Source organism: Mesorhizobium sp. B2-1-3A (assembly GCF_006442655.1).
In the GTDB taxonomy this organism is placed as follows: domain Bacteria; phylum Pseudomonadota; class Alphaproteobacteria; order Rhizobiales; family Rhizobiaceae; genus Mesorhizobium.
The window spans coordinates 291,748-312,281 of record NZ_VFWK01000007.1 but is presented as its reverse complement, the minus strand read 5'-3'; the positions used below and the strand labels follow the sequence as shown (position 1 = coordinate 312,281).

Here is a 20,534-nt window from a genome sequence, read left to right as displayed (position 1 = left end):
TGGTCTCGGCAGATGAGGAGAGACGGTTGAGCGCAGCAGAGCTGAAGAACCTGCCCCCGGTACCGGCATCTGGGGCTTCTGACATGGCGCACATCGTTCTGACTTTCGACAACAACAAGCTTGCCAGCGCCCTTTACGGTCAGTTCGACGAGAACCTCGCCCGGCTCGAGCAGAAGCTCGGCGTGGATATACGCTCGCGCGGCAACCAGCTGACCATCAAGGGGTCCGCTTCTGCCGCCGAGCAGGCGCGCCGTGCCTTGGACAATCTCTACGGGATTCTGCAGAAAGGCGTCGATATCGGCCAGTCCGATGTCGACGGTGCCGTGCGCATGGCGGTCGCCGCCGACGATCAGCTCACGCTGCCGACGCTGGAGCGCAAGGGCAAGGTCTCCGCCGCCCAGATCGCCACCCGCAAGAAGACCATCTATGCGCGCTCGCTGAACCAGGACGCCTATATGCGGGCGCTCGAGCGGTCTGAACTGGTATTCGGCATCGGTCCTGCCGGCACCGGCAAGACCTATCTGGCGGTGGCGCATGCGGCGATGCTGCTCGAGCGCGGCATGGTCGAGCGCATCATTCTGTCGCGGCCGGCCGTCGAGGCCGGCGAGCGGCTGGGCTTCCTGCCCGGCGACATGAAGGAGAAGGTCGATCCTTATCTGCGGCCGCTCTACGATGCGCTCTACGACATGATGCCGGCCGACAAGGTCGAGCGCGCCATTGCCGCTGAAGTCATCGAAATCGCGCCGCTCGCCTTCATGCGCGGCCGCACGTTGGCGCATGCCGCTGTTATTCTCGACGAGGCACAGAACACCACGCCGATGCAGATGAAGATGTTCCTGACGCGTCTTGGCGAGAACTCGCGCATGATTGTCACCGGCGATCCGACCCAGATCGACCTTCCTCCGAGCACCAAATCGGGGCTGGTCGAGGCCTTGCGTGTCCTCGACGGTGTGGCCGGCGCGGTAACCGTGCGCTTCAACGATGTCGACGTCGTTCGCCATCCGCTGGTGGCGGAGATCGTCAGGGCCTATGACCGGGATGCCAAGCTGGCGCGCGGCCTCGGCGCGGAGAATTGATTTCAGCGATGCGGCTTCATGCCTGAGGACAATTTATCCGGCGACGGGAGCCTTTCGGTGCCCGTCGACATCGATATATCGGTCGAAGCGGGCGACTGGCCCGATGAGGCAAGCCTGACGCGGCTGGTCGATCGAGCGGTTGATGCTGCTTTCGCCGAGACCGCCGTGGCCGGCCGTTCCGAGCTCAGCGTCGTTTTTTCCGACGACGCCCATATCCGTACGCTCAATGCCGGTTGGCGCGGCAAGGACAAACCCACCAACGTCCTGTCTTTCCCGGCTTTTCCGCCCGTGCCCGGCGGCCCGCTGCCGCCCATGCTGGGCGATATCGTGCTTGCCGCCGAGACAGTGGCGCGCGAGGCGGCACTGGAAGACAAGCCCCTGGAGAACCATATCACCCATCTCGTCATCCATGGCCTGCTGCATTTGCTGGGCTATGATCACGAGACCGACGCCGAGGCCGAGGAGATGGAAGCCATCGAACGCGTGGCGCTTGCAAGGCTTGCCATTCCCGATCCCTACGCGTAACTACATCTGACAATTGACCGGACGACGATGAACGACAAACCAGAAACTGCCGCCCGCCCCGACGCCGGCAGTGCGCCCAAGGCTTCCGACACGTCGGAAGAGGGATCAAGTCCGAGTACCGTAACCGGCAGCGCTGCCAGCGAGCCTTCGCCTGCCGGACCTTCCCTGTTCGACCGTGTTTTGGGCCTGTTTCGGCAACGCAACGGCACCAGCCTGCGTGAGGAAATCGCCGGCGCGCTGGCCGAGACGGCTAGCGATGCGGAATCCTTTTCGCCTGGCGAGCGCGCCATGCTCAACAACATCCTGCGCCTGCGCGAGGTACGCGTCGAGGACGTCATGGTGCCGCGCGCCGACATCGAGGCGGTCGAGATCGCCACGACGCTCGGCGACCTACTGGGCACCTTCGAACAATCCGGCCATTCCCGCATGCCGGTCTATTCCGAGACGCTCGACGACCCGCGCGGCATGGTCCATATCCGCGACGTGCTGGCTCACATCACCAAGCTCGCGCGCGTCAAGAAGGGCCGCACGACCAGGAAGACGCCTGCCACCACGCAGCTCGATCTTGCCCAGGTAGATCTCGCGCGCACCATCGGCGAGCTCAACCTGATCCGCCAGGTTCTGTTCGTGCCGCCATCGATGCTTGCTTCCGACCTGATGGGCCGCATGCAGACGACGCGCACGCAGATGGCGCTGGTCATCGATGAATATGGCGGCACCGACGGACTTGTGTCGCTCGAGGACATTGTCGAGATGGTCGTCGGCGACATCGAGGACGAGCATGACGATGACGAGCCGATGATCACCCAGGCCGGTGACGGCGTGTTCATCGTCGACGGCAAGGCCGAGATCGACGACGTCGCCAAGATGATCGGCGAGGACTTCGCCGCCGGCGAGCATGGCGAGTATGTCGACACCATTGGCGGCATGATCTTCAACACGCTCGGCCGCGTGCCGACGCGTGGCGAGGTGGTACAGGCCATTCCGGGCTTCGAGTTCCATGTGCTCGATGCGGATCCGCGCCGCGTCAAGCGCGTGCGCATCGTGCAGAGCCAGAAGGGCGAGCGCCGCCGGCGGGCCACGGCGCGCACCGAACAAGCCTGAACGGTTCGGCTCTTCAATGACGATCGACGACCCGTTCAGGCACGCAAGTCTGGGTTCCTGCGTCTTCTACAGGGATCCTCGCGCAGCGCTGGCATGGCTCGAAGCGGCTTTCGGCTTCGAGCCCAGCATGGTGGTGACCGATGCCGCGGGAAAGCTCGTCCACTCAGAGATGCGCTTCGGCGATTGCTACATTATCGTCGATTCCGAATGGAGCGATTATGTCGCCAGCCCTGCTTCGGTGTCGGGCAAGAACACGCAGTCGGTCTACGTCAGGCTCGTGGGCGGGCTGGATGCGCATTGCGAGCAGGCGCGCGCGGCCGGCGCCGAAATAATCCAGGAGCCGACCGATCAGTTCTACGGCGAACGCCAGTATCGGGCCTGCGATCCCGAGGGGCATGTCTGGACCTTCACCCAGCCCATCCGTTCCGTTTCCCGCGAAGAAGCCGAGCGGCTGAGTGGCCTGCGCATCGACGGTTGGCACCGTTAAGGGGCGTCGCCCAGAGGTGACCTCGATTTTGGGGGAACGACATGCATAAGAACAAAGACCGCTTTAGAGCGGCGGTCGAGGCATCCCGGCTGATCGGCCGTTTGGAGCACAGGCCGCGGCCTGATAAATCTTGCGTCCTGATTCGCGCGACTCGGAAGTATGCATGGAGCGCCTTGCCGGCCGGATAATTCTGCTTTGGGGTTGGCGGCGCGCGCTCGTGGCCTTTCTTGCCGGAGCGCTGACGGTGCTTGGGCAGGCGCCCTATGATTTCTTCGCAGCCTGCTTCATCTCGTTTCCGGTGCTGGTCTGGCTGCTTGATGGCGCGACCGGCGAAGCCTCCGGCAGCCTGTTCCGGCGCCTGCGGCCGGCTTTCGCCGTAGGCTGGTGGTTTGGTTTCGGCTATTTCCTCGCCGGTCTCTGGTGGATAGGCTCGGCGTTGCTGGTCGAGGCCGATGATTTTGCCTGGGCGCTTCCCTTCGCCGTGGTCGGTATTCCCTTCGCGCTCGCCTTTTTCTATGGCTTCGCAACGATGGTTGCCCGGCTGCTGTGGAGCAGCGATATCGGCCGCATTGCCGCCCTGGCCTTCGGCTTCGGGCTGACGGAGTGGCTGCGCGGCTTCCTGTTCACCGGTTTTCCCTGGAATGCGATCGGTTACGCGGCAATGCCCGTGCCTCTGCTGATGCAGAGCGTCTCGGTGACCGGCATGATCGGTATGAATGCGCTTGCGGTGTTCCTTTTTTCGCTACCCGCGCTGCTGGCGGCGCGCCGGCATCTTCGCCTGGGCGCGGCGCTGTTCGTCCTGCTTGCGGTGGCCCATGTCGGGTTCGGCTATGTCAGGCTTGCAGCTCCTGAAAAGCCGGCGCAGCGCAGCCTTGATGTCCGCATCGTCCAGCCTGCCGTCGACCTGTCGGAAAAATGGGACGCCTCGGTGCGCGACCGTATCTTCGCCACCTTGCTGGGCCTGTCCGCCAAGGCGCCGGACCCCGGTCATGGTAAGCCACAACTGATTCTTTGGCCGGAAACCTCGGTGCCATTCCTCTTCACCGAGCGTCCGGATGCGCTGACGGCGCTGGGCGACATGCTGGCCGATGGCCAGATGCTGATCGCCGGCGTCGTCCGCGAGGAAGGCGGCTCCGCGGCTGCCGACAGCCGTTATTACAATTCCGTGGTGGCGATCGACGACAAGGGCGAAATCACTGATGCCGTCGATAAGGTCCATCTGGTGCCGTTCGGCGAATACCTGCCTTTCGCCGATCTGCTCAACCGTTTCGGCATCGCCCAGCTTGTTGCCGGGCCGGTGACGTTCGCAGCCGGTAACGAGCGGCACGCCATCACGCTGCCTGGCGGCATCCGAGCCCTGCCATTTATTTGTTATGAGGTGATCTTTCCGGATCTTGTGGCAGTTGACGCTACGTCAGCGCAGCTTATTGTGAACGTCACCAACGATGCCTGGTTTGGGGACACGCCGGGACCGTATCAGCACTTCAGACAAGCCCAGATTCGCGCGGTGGAGAACGGATTGCCCTTGCTGCGTGCTGCCAACAACGGCATTTCGGCCGTCGTCGATCCACACGGACGCATCGTCGATGCGCTGGCGATCGACGCGCGCGGCGCCATCGATGTGAAGGTGCCGATTTCCGGACAGACGGTCGTTTCCCCGGGCCAGCGGCGCATTAACGGAATGCTGATCATGTTGCTGTTTGCGGTGGTGGGGGCGCTGTTGAACGTAAGGCAAAGGCTACGGGTGAATTGACAGTCGACACATTAGAAACTCATACTGTACTGCCTGAAAATTTCTCAAAGCCGGTGGATCGTTCTGTTGGGGCAGTCGCCCCCGGCTTTGTTTGGGTGGGAAAAAATCACAAAGCCGAAAAAATTCGGCGAGGAAAAAATGACAGAAGAAAACAAGAAAAAACCGAATCCCATCGACATCCACGTTGGAAGTCGCGTCCGGCTCCGGCGCAACATGCTCGGAATGAGCCAGGAAAAGCTGGGCGAGAATCTCGGCATCACATTTCAGCAGATCCAGAAATATGAAAAGGGCACCAACCGCGTCGGCGCCAGCCGCCTGCAGGCGATTGCCTCCATACTCGGCGTGCCCGTCGCCTTCTTTTTCGAGGATGCGCCGGGTCAGGAGTCCGCGGCCAATCGTGGCTTTGCCGAGGATGCGTCGATGGCTTTCGCCGTGGAATTCTGCGGCAGTCCCGAAGGCCTTCAGCTCAACCGGGCCTTCGTCAAGATCGCCGACGTCAAGGTACGGCGCAGGATCATCGATCTGGTGAAGTCGCTCGCCGCGGACGACCTCGACTGACGCTCAATGCGCCTGCCACCGGCGGCATCCGCCGCCGGTGGCACAAGATATTGATATCGACAGTCGTGCCAGAACGGCGGCAACGCTTGACGAGCGGCGCTTTGCCCCGCTAACACGTGGCGCGCCAAAATCGGCAGCCTGCCGATCGTTTTTCAAGAGGGGACACCCGTGACGCGGCAGAATTACTTCTTTACCTCGGAGTCCGTTGCCGAGGGTCATCCCGACAAGGTCTGTGACCGGATCTCCGACGAAATTGTCGATCTGGTTTACCGTGAAGCCAAGAAGACCGGCATGGACCCATGGAAAGTGCGTGTCGCCTGCGAGACGCTGGCGACCACCAACCGTGTCGTCATCGCCGGCGAAGTGCGCGTCCCCGAGACGCTGCTGAAGAAGGACAAGGCCGGCAATATCCTCAAGGACGCGGCGGGTCACCCGGTCGTGAATCCGGCGAAGTTCAAATCCGTCGCCCGCAAGGCGATCCGCGAGATCGGCTACGAGCAGGCCGGCTTCCACTGGAAGACAGCGAAGATCGAGGTTCTCCTGCACGGCCAGTCGCCGGACATCGGCCAGGGCGTCGACAACGCCGCCGACCGCCAGGGCGAGGAAGGTGCCGGCGACCAGGGCATCATGTTCGGCTATGCCTGCCGCGAGACGCCGGACCTGATGCCGGCGCCGATCTACTACAGCCACAAGATCCTCGAACTGCTGGCCGCCGCCCGCCACGAAAACAACGGCGAGGCCGGCAAGCTCGGACCGGACGCCAAGAGCCAGGTTACCGTCCGCTACATTGACGGCAAGGCCGCCGAGGCAACGCAGATCGTGCTGTCGACACAGCATCTCGACGCGACCTGGGATTCCAAGAAAGTCCGCAAGGTCGTCGAACCCTATATCCGCGAGGCGCTTGGTGATCTCAAGATTGCCGACGATTGCATGTGGTACATCAACCCGACCGGCAAGTTCGTCATCGGCGGCCCGGACGGTGATGCCGGCCTCACCGGCCGCAAGATCATCGTCGACACCTATGGCGGTGCGGCACCGCATGGCGGCGGCGCCTTCTCTGGCAAGGATACCACCAAGGTCGACCGTTCGGCCGCCTATGCGGCGCGCTACCTGGCCAAGAATGTCGTGGCGGCGAAGCTTGCCGACCGCTGCACCATCCAGCTCTCCTACGCCATCGGCGTCGCCCAGCCGCTGTCGGTCTATGTCGACCTGCACGGCACCGGCAAGGTCGACGAGGCAAAGCTCGAGGAAGCGCTGCGCAGCGTGATGGACCTGTCGCCATCCGGCATCCGCCGGCATCTCGACCTCAACAAGCCGATCTACGCCAAGACGTCGTCTTACGGTCATTTCGGCCGCAAGGCCGGCCGCGACGGGTCTTTCTCCTGGGAGAAGACCGATCTCGCCAAGGCGCTCAAGGATGCTGTCGCGGCCTGAGCTGCGACAGACCCTGCGCCAACCAGATGAGCCCTGAAAACAGGCCAAGCCGCGCGACCGAAGCCTTCTTCGGTCGCCGACGCGGCAAGCCCGTTCGCCCGCAGCAGGCGGCGGCCTTGGAAAGCGGGCTTGGCGCCTACCGGCTCGACCTGACGGCCGAAGCGCCGTCGGATCTGCGCACTCTGTTTGAGGCTGACATTTCGGCGGTCCGGCTCGAAATCGGCTTTGGCGGCGGCGAGCATCTTCTGCATCGCGCAATCGAGACGCCGACGGTCGGCTTCATCGGTGTGGAGCCCTTCGTCAACGGCATGGCCAAGATGATGATGGCGGTGCGGGCGAGGCCGCTGGCCAATCTCAGGGTTTACGACGACGATGCCACCCGGCTGCTCGACTGGTTACCCCCGGCCTCGCTCGATGGCATAGACCTTCTCTATCCCGATCCCTGGCCGAAGAAGAAGCATTGGAAGCGGCGTTTCGTCAGCCCGGTCAACCTTGACCGTTTCGCCCGCGTCCTGAAACCGGGTTCAAAATTCCGCTTCGCGTCAGACATCGATACGTATGTCAACTGGACCTTGCTTCATTGCCGGACGCATGGCGCCTTCGCATGGCAGGCAGCGGAAGCGGCGGATTGGCATCGCCCTTACGATGGTTGGCCAGGCACGCGTTACGAGGCGAAGGCCATTCGCGAGGGCCGGCCGCCGGCCTATCTGACTTTTATCAGGAAATAAGTATCACGGCGCATCCCGCCGGATTTTCAGAAACGACCGATCCGGTTGAAGACAGCCGGATCCATGCCAAGCTTGCGCAGGTCGTCAGCGCGCGGCTTGCGGCCGGCTTCCACGGCGCGCGATGCGGCCACCGCGCTGCCAAACGTCGTGAACAGATCGCCTATGGCGGAAAAAATCTTACGGTTGCTCATGGTCGTGCCCTTTCGCGTCTGCGAAATCTCTTTAATTTTTTGTGATGCACTGCAAATGGGGATGCGGCATCAAAGCTCACAGAGGGGCGGCTGCATGGAGGCCATGCGTCTGACGCAACGCTGGCGCGGCGGCGTGATACCTCGTCGGTTTGCCACGGCGGGCTTGAAATACGGGCCGTGTTCGTTTATATCAGCCTCAAATTCTTGGTCGGTATGACGAAGAGTGGGTCCACCCGGTCCCGCTCTTTTTTATTACCTGCCGATAGGTTCGAAACGAACGACAGGTAATTGATGACTGCAACGGTAAGCGAAGGTGACGACCGCATCATCCGCGAAAGCGGCATCGATGCGCGCATTGCGCTGATCGTCCAACCGGTGCTGCGCGGCATCGGCTTTCGCCTCGTGCGCGTGCATCTGTCCGGCCAGAACGGGCTGACGCTGCAGATCATGGCCGAGCGCGAGGACGGCACCATGACCGTCGAGGATTGCGAAGAGGTCAGCCGCGCGGTGTCGCCGGCGCTCGATGTCGATGATCCGATCGAAAAGGCGTATCATCTCGAAGTCTCTTCGCCCGGTATCGACCGGCCGTTGGTGCGCAAATCGGATTTCGTCACCTGGACCGGTCATCTGGTGAAGATGGAAACGTCGGTCATCGTCGCGGATCGCAAGCGCTTCAAGGGCAAGATCGCCGAGGCCGGCGAGAACGATGTGCTGATCGAGCGCGACAAGGCAGCCTATGGCGAGGAGCCGACGGTGCGCGTTCCCTATGACGCGATCGCCGATGTGCGGCTGATCCTTACCGACGACCTCATCCGTGAGGCGTTGTCGAAGGACAACCGCGAACGCAAGGAAGCCAAGAAACGCCGCGGTGAGCCTGATGACGCACCCGAGGGTGTTGAAGGCGGCGCGGAAGATGAAATCTAACAGGAACTATGATTGAGCGGCCGGGCGTAAAAGCTCGGCAACAAGCTCGGGAGAAATAAGATGGTTGTAAGCGCCAACAGACTTGAACTGCTGCAGATTGCCGACGCGGTCGCGCGTGAAAAGTCGATCGACAAGTCGATCGTTATCGCCGCCATGGCCGATGCGATCCAGAAGGCGGCGCGTTCGCGTTACGGCCAGGAGACCAACATCCGCGCCGACATCAACCCGAACACCGGCGAGATGAAGCTGCAGCGGCTGATGGAAGTGGTCGAAAAGGTCGACGACTATGCCACGCAGATCGCGATTTCCTCGGCCCGCGAGCGCAATCCCGACGCCCAGCTCGGCGACTTCATCGCCGAACAGCTGCCGCCGATGGATTTCGGCCGCATCGCCGCCCAGTCGGCCAAGCAGGTCATCGTGCAGAAGGTGCGCGAGGCCGAGCGTGACCGTCAGTACGACGAATACAAGGACCGCATCGGCGAGATCGTCAACGGCACCGTCAAGCGCGTCGAGTATGGCAATGTCATCGTCGATCTCGGCCGTGGCGAAGCCATCATCCGCCGTGACGAACTGATCCCGCGCGAAAACTACAAGTATGGCGACCGCGTTCGCGCCTATGTCTACGATGTGCGCCGCGAGCAGCGCGGCCCGCAGATCTTCCTGTCGCGCACGCATCCGCAGTTCATGGCCAAGCTCTTCACCATGGAAGTGCCGGAAATCTATGACGGCATCATCGAGATCAAGTCGGTCGCTCGCGACCCGGGCTCTCGCGCCAAGATCGCCGTCATCTCGCGTGACAGCTCGATCGATCCGGTCGGCGCCTGCGTCGGTATGCGCGGCAGCCGTGTCCAGGCCGTCGTCGGCGAACTGCAGGGCGAGAAGATCGACATCATTCCGTGGTCGCCCTCGGCCGCCTCCTTCATCGTCAATGCGCTGCAGCCGGCGGAAGTCGCCAAGGTCGTGCTCGACGAGGACGCCGAGCGCATCGAAGTGGTGGTTCCCGACGATCAGCTGTCGCTGGCCATCGGCCGCCGCGGCCAGAACGTGCGTCTCGCCTCGCAGCTCACCGGCTGGGACATCGACATCCTGACCGAGGCCGAGGAATCCGAGCGCCGCCAGAAGGAATTCGTCGAGCGCTCGGCGCTGTTCATGGAAGCCCTCGATGTCGACGAGATGGTCGGCCAGGTGCTGGCCTCCGAAGGCTTCACCAGCGTCGAGGAAGTCGCCTATGTCGACTCTGGCGAGATCGCCTCGATCGACGGCTTCGACGAAGATACCGCTTCGGAAATCCAGACCCGTGCCCGCGAATATCTCGAAAAGATCGAGGCCGAGCATGACGAGAAGCGCAAGGCGCTGGGTGTCTCGGACGAACTGCGCGAAATCCCCGGCATCACCACCGCCATGATGGTGACGCTCGGCGAGGACGGCGTGAAGACGATCGAGGATTTCGCCGGCTATGCCGCCGATGACCTGACCGGCTGGAAGGAACGCAAGGACGGCGAGACAAAAGTCTATCCGGGCGTGCTGGCCAATCACGGTGTTTCGCGTGCCGATGCCGAGCAGATGGTGCTCAATGCCCGCCTCAAGGCCGGCTGGATCACCGAAGACGAGCTTGCAGCCGAAGAAGCATCGGCTGACGAAGCCGTTGGTGCGTGAGGTGAAACCGCATCGCACAGAACCCGCCCCAGGACGAGATGAACGATCGCACCTGCATCGTCACCCGCAAGCAGGCCGAACCGGATGATCTGATCCGGTTCGTCGTCGGCCCGGATTCGGCCGTCGTTCCCGATCTCAAGAGAAATCTGCCCGGCCGCGGTTGCTGGGTAAGCGCCGACCGCCTACATATCGACAAGGCGGCGGCCAAGAACCTTTTTGCCCGCGCCTTCAAGGCACAGGTGGTTGTGCCGCCGGATCTTGGCGGCATGGTCGACGGACTGCTCTCCAGATCCGCGCTGGGCATGCTGGGTCTCGCCCGCAAGGCAGGCGCGATCGCTCTCGGTGCTACCAAGGTCGAGAGTGCCGTGCGCAGCGGGCTGGCGCTTTTCGTTCTCCACGCGACCGAAGCATCGGACGATGGCGTGCGCAAGATCAGCCAGGCGCGACGGGCGACTGTCCATCTCGGCGGCCCTTCCACCCTTGCCTACAAACTTTTCTCCGAGGCCGAGTTGAGCTTGGCATTGGGGGGTACAAATGTGATACATGCTGCCGTCCTCGCGGGAGACGCGGGTAAGGCGGTCCAGAAGCGCATGGTTGCGCTCGACCGATATCGGGGCGGTACCCCGGACGATCTGGCAATGCTTGCGGCCGTTGCTGACGAAGATGAGCCCGCAGAGGATATGGAATGAGCGATACGAAATCGGGCGACGACAAGACGTTGAGTGTTACACCGAAGAAGACCTTGACGCTGAAGCGCCCCGGCATGGAACAGGGCACCGTGCGCCAGAACTTCTCGCATGGCCGGACCAAGTCGGTCGTGGTCGAGACCAAGAAGCGCAAGTTCTCCCTGCCCGGCGACAAGCCGGAGCCGGTTGCTGCCGCGCCTGTGCCTGTCTTCACGCCGAAGCCGCCGGTCGTCGTCGCGGCACCTGTCGTGCAGGAAGCGCCCAAGGCGCCTCCGCCTCCGCCCCCCCCGCGGCCTCCGGTCGAACGCAGCGGCATGGTGCTGAACGAACTGTCGCGCAGTGAAATGGAAGCGCGCCGCAGGGCGCTCGAAGGATCGAAGGTGCGCGAGGTCGAGGACCGTCAGCGCGCCGCCGAGGACGCCAAGCGCCGCGCCGAGGATGAAGAGCGCCGCAAGCGCGAACGCGAGGAATCCGCGCGCCGCCAGGCCGAGGAAGAGGCGCGGTTGCAGACCGAGGCCGAATCGCGCCGTCGCGCCGAGGAAGAGGCACGCCGCCGTGCGCCGCAGGCCGCGGAACTGGCAACCGTAGACGAAGAGGAAGAGGTCAAGCCGAAGCGGACGGGCGCCGGTGCGCCGGTACGTCGCCTGGTCACGCCCGAAGTGGCGCGTCCGGCCAAGCCGACCAAGGGCGAGGAAGATCGTCGCCGTGGCAAGCTGACACTGAATTCCGCGCTTTCCGACGAGGATGCGCGGGCTCGTTCGCTGTCGTCGATGCGTCGCCGCCAGGAGAAGTTCAAGCGCGCGATGCACAATGAGCCGCGCGAGAAAGTCATGCGCGAAGTGATCCTGCCCGAAACCATCACCATCCAGGAACTGGCGCAGCGCATGTCCGAACGTGCGGTCGATGTGGTCAAGTTCTTCATGAAGCAGGGCCAGATCCTGAAGCCGGGCGACGTCATCGACGCCGACACGGCCGAGCTGGTCGCCACCGAATTCGGTCACACGGTCCGCCGCGTCGCCGAGTCCGACATCGAGGAAGGCCTGTTCAACATCGCCGACAATGCCGAAGATCTGGTCTCGCGTCCGCCGGTGGTGACCATCATGGGCCACGTCGACCACGGCAAGACGTCGCTGCTCGACGCGATCCGCAATGCCAATGTCGTCTCCGGCGAGGCCGGCGGCATCACCCAGCATATCGGTGCCTATCAGGTCGAGAAGAATGGTCAGAAGATCACCTTCATCGACACGCCCGGCCACGCCGCCTTCACGGCGATGCGTGCCCGCGGCGCCCAGGCCACCGACATTGCCATCCTGGTGGTGGCTGCCGACGACAGCGTGATGCCGCAGACGATCGAATCGATCAGCCATGCCAAGGCGGCCGGCGTTCCGATCATCGTGGCGATCAACAAGATCGACAAGCATGACGCCGATCCGCAGAAGGTGCGCTCGGAACTGCTGCGCCATGAGGTTTTCGTCGAATCCATGGGCGGTGAAGTGCTGGACGTCGAAGTGTCGGCGACCAAGGGCACCAATCTCGACAAGCTGCTCGAGGCGATCCTGCTGCAGGCCGAAATCCTCGATCTGAAGGCCAATCCGGACCGTACCGCCGAGGGCGTCGTCATCGAGGCGCAGCTCGACAAGGGCCGTGGTCCCGTCGCCACCGTGCTGGTGCAGACCGGCACGCTGATGCCGGGCGACATCCTCGTCGCCGGCAACGAGTGGGGCCGGGTGCGCGCTCTGGTCAACGACCGCGGCGAGCAGATCAAGGAAGCGCCGCCGGCAATGCCGGTCGAGGTGCTCGGCCTTCAGGGCACGCCACAGGCTGGCGATCGCTTCGCGGTCGTCAACAACGAGGCCCGCGCCCGCGAGATCACCGAGTATCGCCAGCGCCTGGCGCGCGAGAAGGCGGTGGCCAGGCATGCCGGTCAGCGTGGCTCGCTCGAACAGATGATGTCGCAGTTGCAGACGAGCGGGCTGAAGGAATTCCCGCTGGTCATCAAGGGCGACGTTCAGGGTTCGATCGAGGCGATCAACGCAGCACTGGACAAGCTCGGCACCGACGAGGTGCGTGCGCGTATCGTCCATGCCGGCGCCGGCGCCATCACCGAAAGCGACGTCTCGCTGGCGGAAACGTCTGGTGCGGCGATCATCGGCTTCAACGTTCGCGCCAACGTGCAGGCGCGCGCCGCGGCCGCGGCCGCGGGCATCGAGATCCGCTATTACTCGATCATCTACAACCTCGTGGATGATGTGAAGGCGGCTCTGTCGGGCCTGCTGTCGCCGGAGCGTCGCGAGACCTTCATCGGCAATGCCGAGATCCTCGAGATCTTCGACATCACCAAGGTCGGCAAGATCGCCGGCTGCCGTGTCACCGAAGGCAAGGTCGAGCGTGGCGCGGGCGTACGCCTGATACGCGACAACGTCGTCATCCACGAAGGCACGCTGAAGACGCTGAAGCGCTTCAAGGACGAGGTTTCGGAAGTCCCCGGCGGCCAGGAGTGCGGCATGGCCTTCCAGAACTACGAGGACATGCGCGTCGGCGACATCATCGAGTGCTTCCGCGTCGAGATGGTGACCCGGACACTCTGAGTTCGCGTGACTTGTCGGTAACGGGCGGTGGTCGAAAGACCGCCGCCCCAGGCCTTTTGAGAATGACCCGTTTGAGACATGCGGCACGGTCCTATCCCGCGCCTCACGCTTTCAGGATTGAGAAAAATGCCCCGTTCCACCACATCCGGCCCGTCCCAGCGCATGCTTCGCGTCGGCGAACAGGTTCGCCACGCCCTGTCCGAAACCCTGCAGCGCGGCGAGATCCTCGACCCGTTGATTGAAAACTCGGTCGTCTCGGTCTCGGAAGTGCGCATGTCGCCCGATCTGAAGATCGCCACCGCCTTTGTTTCTCCGCTCGGCGCCAAGGATGCCGGCGCCGTCATCGAGGCGCTCAACAAGCATGCGAAATTCGTCCGTGGCCGTGTCTCCGGCGCGCTCAGGCAGATGAAGTACATGCCGGAGTTCCGCTTCCGGCTGGACACCTCCTTCGACAATTTCGCCAGGATCAACGACCTGTTGAAGTCGCCCGAAGTGGCGCGCGATCTCGATGCGGACGGCCAAGACAAAGACGAAGACAAGGACAGCGAATAATGGCGCGCCGCGGCAAGAAGAAGGGCCGGCCGGTCTCCGGCTGGGTGGTGCTCGACAAGCCGGTCGGCATGGGCTCGACCGAGGCTGTCTCCAAGATCAAGTGGCTGTTCCAGGCGGAAAAGGCCGGCCATGCCGGTACGCTCGACCCGCTGGCTTCCGGCATGCTGCCGATCGCGCTCGGCGAAGCCACCAAGACCGTGCCTTATGTGCAGGACGGCGCCAAGATCTATCGCTTCACCGTTGCCTGGGGCGATGAGCGCTCCACCGACGATCTCGAAGGGCCGGTGACGAAGAGTTCCGACCTGCGTCCGGCGGAAGCCGAGGTCCAGGCGCTGCTGGCGAAATACACCGGCGTCATCATGCAGACGCCGCCGCAATTCTCGGCCATCAAGATATCAGGCGAACGCGCCTATGACCTTGCCCGCGAAGGCGAGACGGTCGACATCCCCCCGCGCGAGATCGAGATCGGTCGTTTGGACATCATCGAGCACCACACTGATCACACGGTTTTCGAGGTCGAATGCGGCAAGGGCACCTATGTGCGCTCGCTGGCTCGTGACATGGGCCGCGACCTCGGCTGCTTCGGCCATATTTCCGATCTGCGCCGGGTCGAGGTCGAGCCGTTCACGCAAGAGGATTTCGTCACCATCGCCGAGCTCGAGGCGGCCCGCTTCGGAGCACAAGGTGAGGACAAACCGGAGCCGGCCGACGGCGCTGAGCCGATAGAGATCCCCGTAAACTTCGATGCCATTGATGCGCTTCTTGTCGACACATCGGCGGCTCTCGACTGCTTGCCGCAGATCGCCATCAGCGATGATGCGGCAACCAAGATCCGTCTCGGCAATCCCGTCATCATTCGCGGCCGCGATGCGCCGGTGGAGGCCGAAGAGGCCTGCGCCACGGCGCGCGGCAAGCTGGTCGCCATCGGCGCGATCGAGCAGGGCATGTTCAAGCCCAAGCGGGTCTTTGCCGGCTGAAGGCTGACGCAATTCTAGGAAAAGTGCGAAAACGGTTTTCTGTTCGAAATTGCGAGAACAAGGTTCTAACTTCACGTCGACTCTACGCTCGAGGGGCACATGGCAAAGGCCGAGGCGGTGAAAAAGCGGGCGCCGGTGAGGATAAGGCGGCCGCCGGTCGGCGCCTCGCCGGGTACGCTGATCGCCGATCCGGCGGCGCGGCACTCCGAATTGCGACTGACCTTGATCTCGCCGCAGAAGTTCAAGACCATCGACAATGCCAGCATCGCCGACGTCGAGGCCAATTGCCAGAAATGGCCGGTGATCTGGCTCGACTGCACCGGCCTCGCCAACATCGGGCTGATCGAGGAGATCGGTCGCATCTTCAGCCTGCATCCGCTGGCGCTGGAGGATGTCGTCAACACCGGCCAGCGGCCGAAGGTCGACTTCTTCGAGGATCATGCCTTCGTCGTCGTGCGCATGATCGACGATGTCACCTCGCATCGCTACGAACAGATCGCTCTCTTCGTCGGCGAGAACTTCGTCGTCACCTTCCAGGAGCGCGAGGGCGATCCGTTCGACCCGGTGCGCAAGCGCATCGAGAGTTCGGCGCCCAACCGGTTGCGGACCCGCGGCGCCGACTATCTGGCCTACGCGCTTATCGACGCTATCGTCGACAGCTATTTTCCGCCGATCGAGGGAGCCGGCGACCTGGTCGACAGCATCGAGGATGAGATGCTGCATTCGCCGCACAAGCATCAGATGCGGCAGCTGCACGAATTGCGGCGCGACGCCAATGTGCTGAAGGGCGTGCTGTGGCCGATGCGCGATGCGTTGGCGACGCTGATCCGCAACGAAGTGCCCTATGTCAGAGCCGAGACCAAGGTCTTCCTCAATGACACGCTCGACCATTCGCTCAGGCTGATCGAACTCGTCGAGACTCAGCGCGACATGCTGACCGGCCTGATCGAGATGCATCTGTCGCTGAGCCAGGCGCGCACCAACGACGTCATCAGCTATCTCACCATCGTTTCGGTCATCTTCATGCCTCTCACCTTCCTGGTCGGTGTATGGGGCATGAATTTCGATCCCGAGAGCTCGCCCTGGAACATGCCGGAGTTGAAGGCCTATTACGGTTATCCGGAGGCGCTCCTGTTCATGGCTGTTATCGCGGTCAGCCTGATTGCGTTCTTCAAATGGAAGAAATGGCTTTGACTGCGGCAAAACTTGCCATTTGGGGCTGAAAAGCCGGCTTGGTGAATTGGGCTGGTGTTTTGCCGGGAATTGCACTATATGCGCCGCAGCATAGCGCGACGACGCTTTGCTTGCACCGGCCCCTGCTGGACGACATCCCGGCTGAGGGCGACCCGTTTCCTCAAACAGATAAGGAAAAACACGATGTCGATTACTGCCGAGCGCAAGAAGGAATTGATGGGCGAATTCGCTACCGCCAAGGGCGATACCGGGTCTCCGGAAGTCCAGGTGGCCATCCTTTCCGAGCGCATCAAGAACCTGACCGACCATTTCAAGGACCACAAGAAGGATAACCATTCCCGCCGTGGTCTGCTCGCTCTCGTGTCCCAGCGCCGCAGCCTGCTTGATTATCTCAAGCGCAAGGACGACGCGCGCTACCAGACACTGATCGAGAAGCTCGGTCTGCGCCGTTGACGAATTGACCGGCGGGCTCCTTCAAGGAGTCCGCCGGTCGCGCATTCGAGCCTCGGGCCAACCCGATCTCGAATGCAGGACTGGAGCGCCGCGCACCCTTCCGGATGCCGGACGGACGCTCCAAAAGTTGAATTTGCGCATGACGCGTTCCGTAAGCCGTGGGCTTCGGGGTTGTGCGCAGGCCAGTTGATCGATTGGCCATATCCGGCTTCGAGCGCGCAGAGGGCCACTCGAAGCCACCCATGGACGGTCATGGGGCAGGATTGCAGGACGCTCGTAAAAGGCCACCGCGCCGATGAAACCCGAGCCTCCCGTTGTCTTGCCCGTGGCTGCCCGAGAAAGGAAGCCAGAGGAAAGGGCACCCGCGCACGCTGAAACGGCGCGGCCTTTCCTCATACAAAGGACAAGACATGTTCAATCAACACAAAGTGGAAATCGAATGGGGCGGTCGCCCGCTCATCCTCGAAACCGGCAAGATCGCGCGCCAGGCTGACGGCGCCGTGCTCGCCACCTACGGCGAGACCAAGGTTCTGGCCACCGTCGTTTCAATGAAGGAGCCCAAGCCCGGCCTGGATTTCTTTCCGCTGACCGTCAACTACCAGGAAAAGACCTACGCCGCCGGCAAGATCCCGGGCGGCTACTTCAAGCGTGAAGGCCGTCCGAGCGAAAAGGAAACGCTGGTTTCGCGCCTCATCGACCGCCCGATCCGTCCGCTCTTCGCCGACGGCTACAAGAACGACACCCAGATCGTCGTCACGGTCGTCCAGCATGACCTCGAGAACGATCCGGACATCCTGTCGATCGTTGCCACCTCGGCCGCTCTGACCCTGTCGGGCGTTCCCTTCATGGGTCCGGTCGGCGGCGCGCGCGTCGGCTACATCAACGGCGAATACGTTCTCAACCCGCACATCGACGAGATGCAGGAATCCAAGCTCGACCTCGTCGTCGCCGGCACCGCCGACGCCGTGCTGATGGTTGAGTCGGAAGCCAAGGAACTTGGCGAAGAGCTGATGCTCGGCGCTGTCATGTTCGGCCACAAGGGCTTCCAGCCGGTTATCGACGCCATCATCAAGTTGGCCGAAGTTGCCGCCAAGGAGCCACGCGACTTCACCGCGCCCGACTATTCCGCGCTCGAAGGCGAAATGCTGAACATCGTCGGCGACGAGCTTCGTGAAGCCTACAAGATCACCGACAAGCAGAAGCGCTATGCCGCCGTCGACGCCGTCAAGGCCAAGGTCAAGGCCGCGTTCGCTCCGGCCGAAGGCGAAGACCCCAAATACACCTCCGAGCAGATCGGTTCCGTGTTCAAGGAACTCCAGGCCAAGGTCGTGCGCTGGAACATCCTCGACACCGGCTCGCGCATCGATGGCCGCGACCTGAAGACGGTCCGCAAGATCGTTTCCGAAGTCGGCGTGCTGCCGCGCACCCATGGTTCGGCGCTGTTCACCCGCGGCGAGACCCAGGCGCTGGTCGTTGCCACGCTCGGCACCGGCGAAGACGAGCAGTATGTCGATTCGCTGACCGGCATGTACAAGGAGAAGTTCCTCCTTCACTACAACTTCCCTCCCTATTCCGTCGGCGAGACCGGCCGCATGGGTTCGCCGGGCCGCCGCGAAATCGGCCACGGCAAGCTCGCCTGGCGCGCCATCCGGCCGATGCTGCCGAGCGCTGACCAGTTCCCCTACACGCTGCGCGTCGTCTCTGAGATCACCGAGTCCAACGGCTCGTCGTCGATGGCCACCGTCTGCGGCACCTCGCTGGCGCTGATGGATGCCGGCGTGCCGCTGGCCAAGCCCGTTGCCGGTATCGCCATGGGCCTGATCAAGGAAGGCGAGCGCTTCGCGGTTCTGTCCGACATTCTGGGTGACGAAGATCACCTCGGCGACATGGACTTCAAGGTCGCCGGCACCGCCAATGGCATCACCTCGCTGCAGATGGACATCAAGATCGAGGGCATCACCGAGGAGATCATGAAGATCGCGCTGGACCAGGCCAAGGATGGCCGCCAGCATATCCTCGGCGAAATGGCGCATGCCCTGACCGGCGCCCGCGCCGAACTCGGCGAGTTCGCGCCGCGCATCGAGGTCATGCACATTCCGACCGACAAGATCCGCGACGTCATCGGTTCGGGCGGCAAGGTCATCCGCGAGATCGTCGAGAAGACCGGCGCCAAGATCAACATCGAGGACGACGGCACGGTCAAGATCGCTTCCTCCAACGCCAAGGAGATCGAGGCGGCGAAGAAGTGGATCCACACCATCGTCGCCGAGCCGGAAGTCGGCGAGATCTACGAAGGCACGGTCGTCAAGACCGCCGACTTCGGCGCTTTCGTCAATTTCTTTGGTCCCCGCGATGGTCTCGTCCACATCTCGCAGCTCGCCAATGAGCGCGTTGCCAAGACCTCGGATGTCGTCAAGGAAGGCGACAAGGTCTGGGTCAAGCTGATGGGCTTCGACGAGCGCGGCAAGGTCCGCCTCTCGATGAAGGTCGTAGACCAGGCCACCGGCAAGGAAGTCGTGCGCGAGAAGAAGGCCGAAGGCGAAGAAGACGCCGCCTGATTGGTCTGACACGGAAATCGAAACGGGCGCGGCTGATGTCGCGCCCGTTTTCGTTTGGAAGGTAGAGGGAATGTCCGCTGAAGCGCTGAAGACGCTTTTCCATCCGTTCGAGGCCGAGGCTCTTGCCATGCCGGGAAAGGGCGAGCGCATCCTCTTCCTCGGCGCCGAGCCCGGCCTGCGCTCACCACCGGGCTTCGAGGCCTCGCTGCATCTCGTACAGGGCTTCCGGCCGCATTTCCGCGCGTTGCAGGCGGCGGGTTTCACGGTCACGCCGCAACCGGTGGGTGACGGTTTTGATGCCGCCCTTGTGCTCGCCGGCCGCCATCGCGGCCAGAATGAACTGCGTATCGCCGAGGCTCTCGAGCGCGTGGTGCCGGGCGGACTGGTCGTCATCGCTGGCGGCAAGGACGACGGCATTGCCAGCCTGCGCAAGCGCGTCGACGAGCTCGTGCCGCTCGACGGGCATATGCCGAAATATCACGGCATTGCCTTCTGGCTGCGTCGTCCGGCGGATATGCGGGCTGCCGCGGCATTTCGTGCCGCCAACCCCGCCTTGCTGGTCGAGGATCGGTTCCGCACCGCACCCGGCATGTTTTCCTTCGATCGCGTCGATGCGGGTTCGAAACTGCTGGTCGACAATTTGCCCGGCGATCTGCGCGGCAGTGGTGCCGATCTTTGCGCCGGCTGGGGCTATGTGGCGGCCGAGATGGCTGCCCGCTTGCCCGGCTTGTCGGGGCTCGATCTTTATGAGGCGGATTTCGATGCGCTGGAGGCTGCCAAGGGAAACCTCGTCGACACAGCGGCGCAAGGCTTTTTCTGGACGGATCTGCTCGCCGAGCCTGTCGAGCGCCGTTACGACGTCATCGCCATGAACCCGCCCTTTCATCGCAGCCGTGCGGCGGAGCCGGAGATCGGCGCCGGCATGATCCGCGCGGCAGCCAAGGCGCTCAAGCCCGGTGGCAGGCTGGTCATGGTCGCCAACCGCCAGCTTCCCTACGAGCCCGTGCTGTCGGCCGCCTTTGCCAGCCATGCGGAGCTTGCCCGCGACGGCATGTTCAAGGTGTTTGTCGCGCGTCGCTGAAACGATGCG

At 63.1% G+C, this 20,534-nt stretch carries 19 protein-coding genes; 18 read left to right on the top strand and 1 reads right to left on the bottom strand.

Features of this window, described 5'->3' with window-relative positions:
* Window positions 1–83: 83 nt before the first annotated feature.
* The 8 genes from FJ977_RS28630 (at window position 84) to FJ977_RS28595 (ending at window position 7,665) form a co-directional block, all read left to right on the top strand.
* Window positions 84–1,076 carry a PhoH family protein gene (locus tag FJ977_RS28630; protein ID WP_019863063.1) on the top strand — a complete coding sequence of 331 codons (993 nt, stop codon included), beginning with the start codon at window positions 84–86 and terminating at the stop codon, window positions 1,074–1,076.
* An 18-nt stretch (window positions 1,077–1,094) separates the two neighbouring features.
* Window positions 1,095–1,601 (top strand): rRNA maturation RNase YbeY, encoded by a 507-nt coding sequence (gene ybeY, locus FJ977_RS28625; RefSeq protein WP_140775505.1) that lies wholly within the window; start codon window positions 1,095–1,097, stop codon window positions 1,599–1,601.
* A 27-nt stretch (window positions 1,602–1,628) separates the two neighbouring features.
* Complete coding sequence (locus tag FJ977_RS28620) at window positions 1,629–2,705, top strand: hemolysin family protein (protein ID WP_140775503.1); 1,077 nt, start codon at window positions 1,629–1,631, stop codon at window positions 2,703–2,705.
* Between the two features lie 16 nt (window positions 2,706–2,721).
* A complete protein-coding gene (locus FJ977_RS28615; protein WP_140775502.1) occupies window positions 2,722–3,192 on the top strand; it encodes a VOC family protein in 471 nt (156 codons plus the stop codon).
* A gap of 163 nt (window positions 3,193–3,355) precedes the next feature.
* Window positions 3,356–4,945, top strand: a complete 1,590-nt coding sequence (gene lnt / locus FJ977_RS28610) for an apolipoprotein N-acyltransferase (RefSeq protein WP_140775501.1) — start codon at window positions 3,356–3,358, stop codon at window positions 4,943–4,945.
* A gap of 138 nt (window positions 4,946–5,083) precedes the next feature.
* A complete protein-coding gene (locus FJ977_RS28605; protein ID WP_140607758.1) occupies window positions 5,084–5,503 on the top strand; it encodes a helix-turn-helix transcriptional regulator in 420 nt (139 codons plus the stop codon).
* 168 nt (window positions 5,504–5,671) lie between these two features.
* Entirely contained in the window at window positions 5,672–6,937 is a 1,266-nt protein-coding gene (gene metK, locus FJ977_RS28600; RefSeq protein WP_140775500.1) for a methionine adenosyltransferase, read from the top strand.
* A gap of 26 nt (window positions 6,938–6,963) precedes the next feature.
* Window positions 6,964–7,665 carry a tRNA (guanosine(46)-N(7))-methyltransferase TrmB gene (locus FJ977_RS28595; protein WP_140775499.1) on the top strand — a complete coding sequence of 234 codons (702 nt, stop codon included), beginning with the start codon at window positions 6,964–6,966 and terminating at the stop codon, window positions 7,663–7,665.
* 26 nt (window positions 7,666–7,691) lie between these two features.
* Here FJ977_RS28595 and FJ977_RS28590 read toward each other — a convergent pair whose 3' ends face one another.
* Window positions 7,692–7,856: a hypothetical protein gene (locus FJ977_RS28590; protein ID WP_140775498.1), complete on the bottom strand. Its 165-nt coding sequence runs from the start codon at window positions 7,854–7,856 to the stop codon at window positions 7,692–7,694.
* A gap of 291 nt (window positions 7,857–8,147) precedes the next feature.
* Here FJ977_RS28590 and rimP point away from each other — a divergent pair, with 291 nt between their 5' ends.
* The 10 genes from rimP to FJ977_RS28540 all read left to right on the top strand — a co-directional run bounded on the left by rimP (window position 8,148) and on the right by FJ977_RS28540 (window position 20,525).
* Complete coding sequence (gene rimP, locus FJ977_RS28585; protein WP_140775496.1) at window positions 8,148–8,780, top strand: ribosome maturation factor RimP; 633 nt, start codon at window positions 8,148–8,150, stop codon at window positions 8,778–8,780.
* Between the two features lie 60 nt (window positions 8,781–8,840).
* Entirely contained in the window at window positions 8,841–10,436 is a 1,596-nt protein-coding gene (gene nusA / locus FJ977_RS28580; RefSeq protein ID WP_140775495.1) for a transcription termination factor NusA, read from the top strand.
* Window positions 10,437–10,474: 38 nt separating this feature from the next.
* Window positions 10,475–11,125: an RNA-binding protein gene (locus FJ977_RS28575; protein WP_140775494.1), complete on the top strand. Its 651-nt coding sequence runs from the start codon at window positions 10,475–10,477 to the stop codon at window positions 11,123–11,125.
* Entirely contained in the window at window positions 11,122–13,710 is a 2,589-nt protein-coding gene (gene infB, locus FJ977_RS28570) for a translation initiation factor IF-2 (RefSeq protein ID WP_140775493.1), read from the top strand. Before FJ977_RS28575 ends, infB begins: the two co-directional genes overlap by 4 nt.
* Window positions 13,711–13,836: 126 nt before the next feature.
* Window positions 13,837–14,262: a 30S ribosome-binding factor RbfA gene (rbfA, locus tag FJ977_RS28565; RefSeq protein ID WP_140775492.1), complete on the top strand. Its 426-nt coding sequence runs from the start codon at window positions 13,837–13,839 to the stop codon at window positions 14,260–14,262.
* Window positions 14,262–15,239 carry a tRNA pseudouridine(55) synthase TruB gene (gene truB, locus FJ977_RS28560; RefSeq protein ID WP_140775491.1) on the top strand — a complete coding sequence of 326 codons (978 nt, stop codon included), beginning with the start codon at window positions 14,262–14,264 and terminating at the stop codon, window positions 15,237–15,239. Before rbfA ends, truB begins: the two co-directional genes overlap by 1 nt.
* 99 nt (window positions 15,240–15,338) lie before the next feature.
* Entirely contained in the window at window positions 15,339–16,433 is a 1,095-nt protein-coding gene (gene corA, locus FJ977_RS28555) for a magnesium/cobalt transporter CorA (RefSeq protein ID WP_140775490.1), read from the top strand.
* Between the two features lie 78 nt (window positions 16,434–16,511).
* Complete coding sequence (gene rpsO, locus FJ977_RS28550; protein ID WP_281406843.1) at window positions 16,512–16,886, top strand: 30S ribosomal protein S15; 375 nt, start codon at window positions 16,512–16,514, stop codon at window positions 16,884–16,886.
* 410 nt (window positions 16,887–17,296) lie between these two features.
* Entirely contained in the window at window positions 17,297–19,444 is a 2,148-nt protein-coding gene (gene pnp, locus FJ977_RS28545) for a polyribonucleotide nucleotidyltransferase (protein ID WP_140775489.1), read from the top strand.
* Window positions 19,445–19,514: 70 nt separating this feature from the next.
* Window positions 19,515–20,525 (top strand): class I SAM-dependent methyltransferase, encoded by a 1,011-nt coding sequence (locus FJ977_RS28540; protein ID WP_140775488.1) that lies wholly within the window; start codon window positions 19,515–19,517, stop codon window positions 20,523–20,525.
* Window positions 20,526–20,534: the final 9 nt, after the last annotated feature.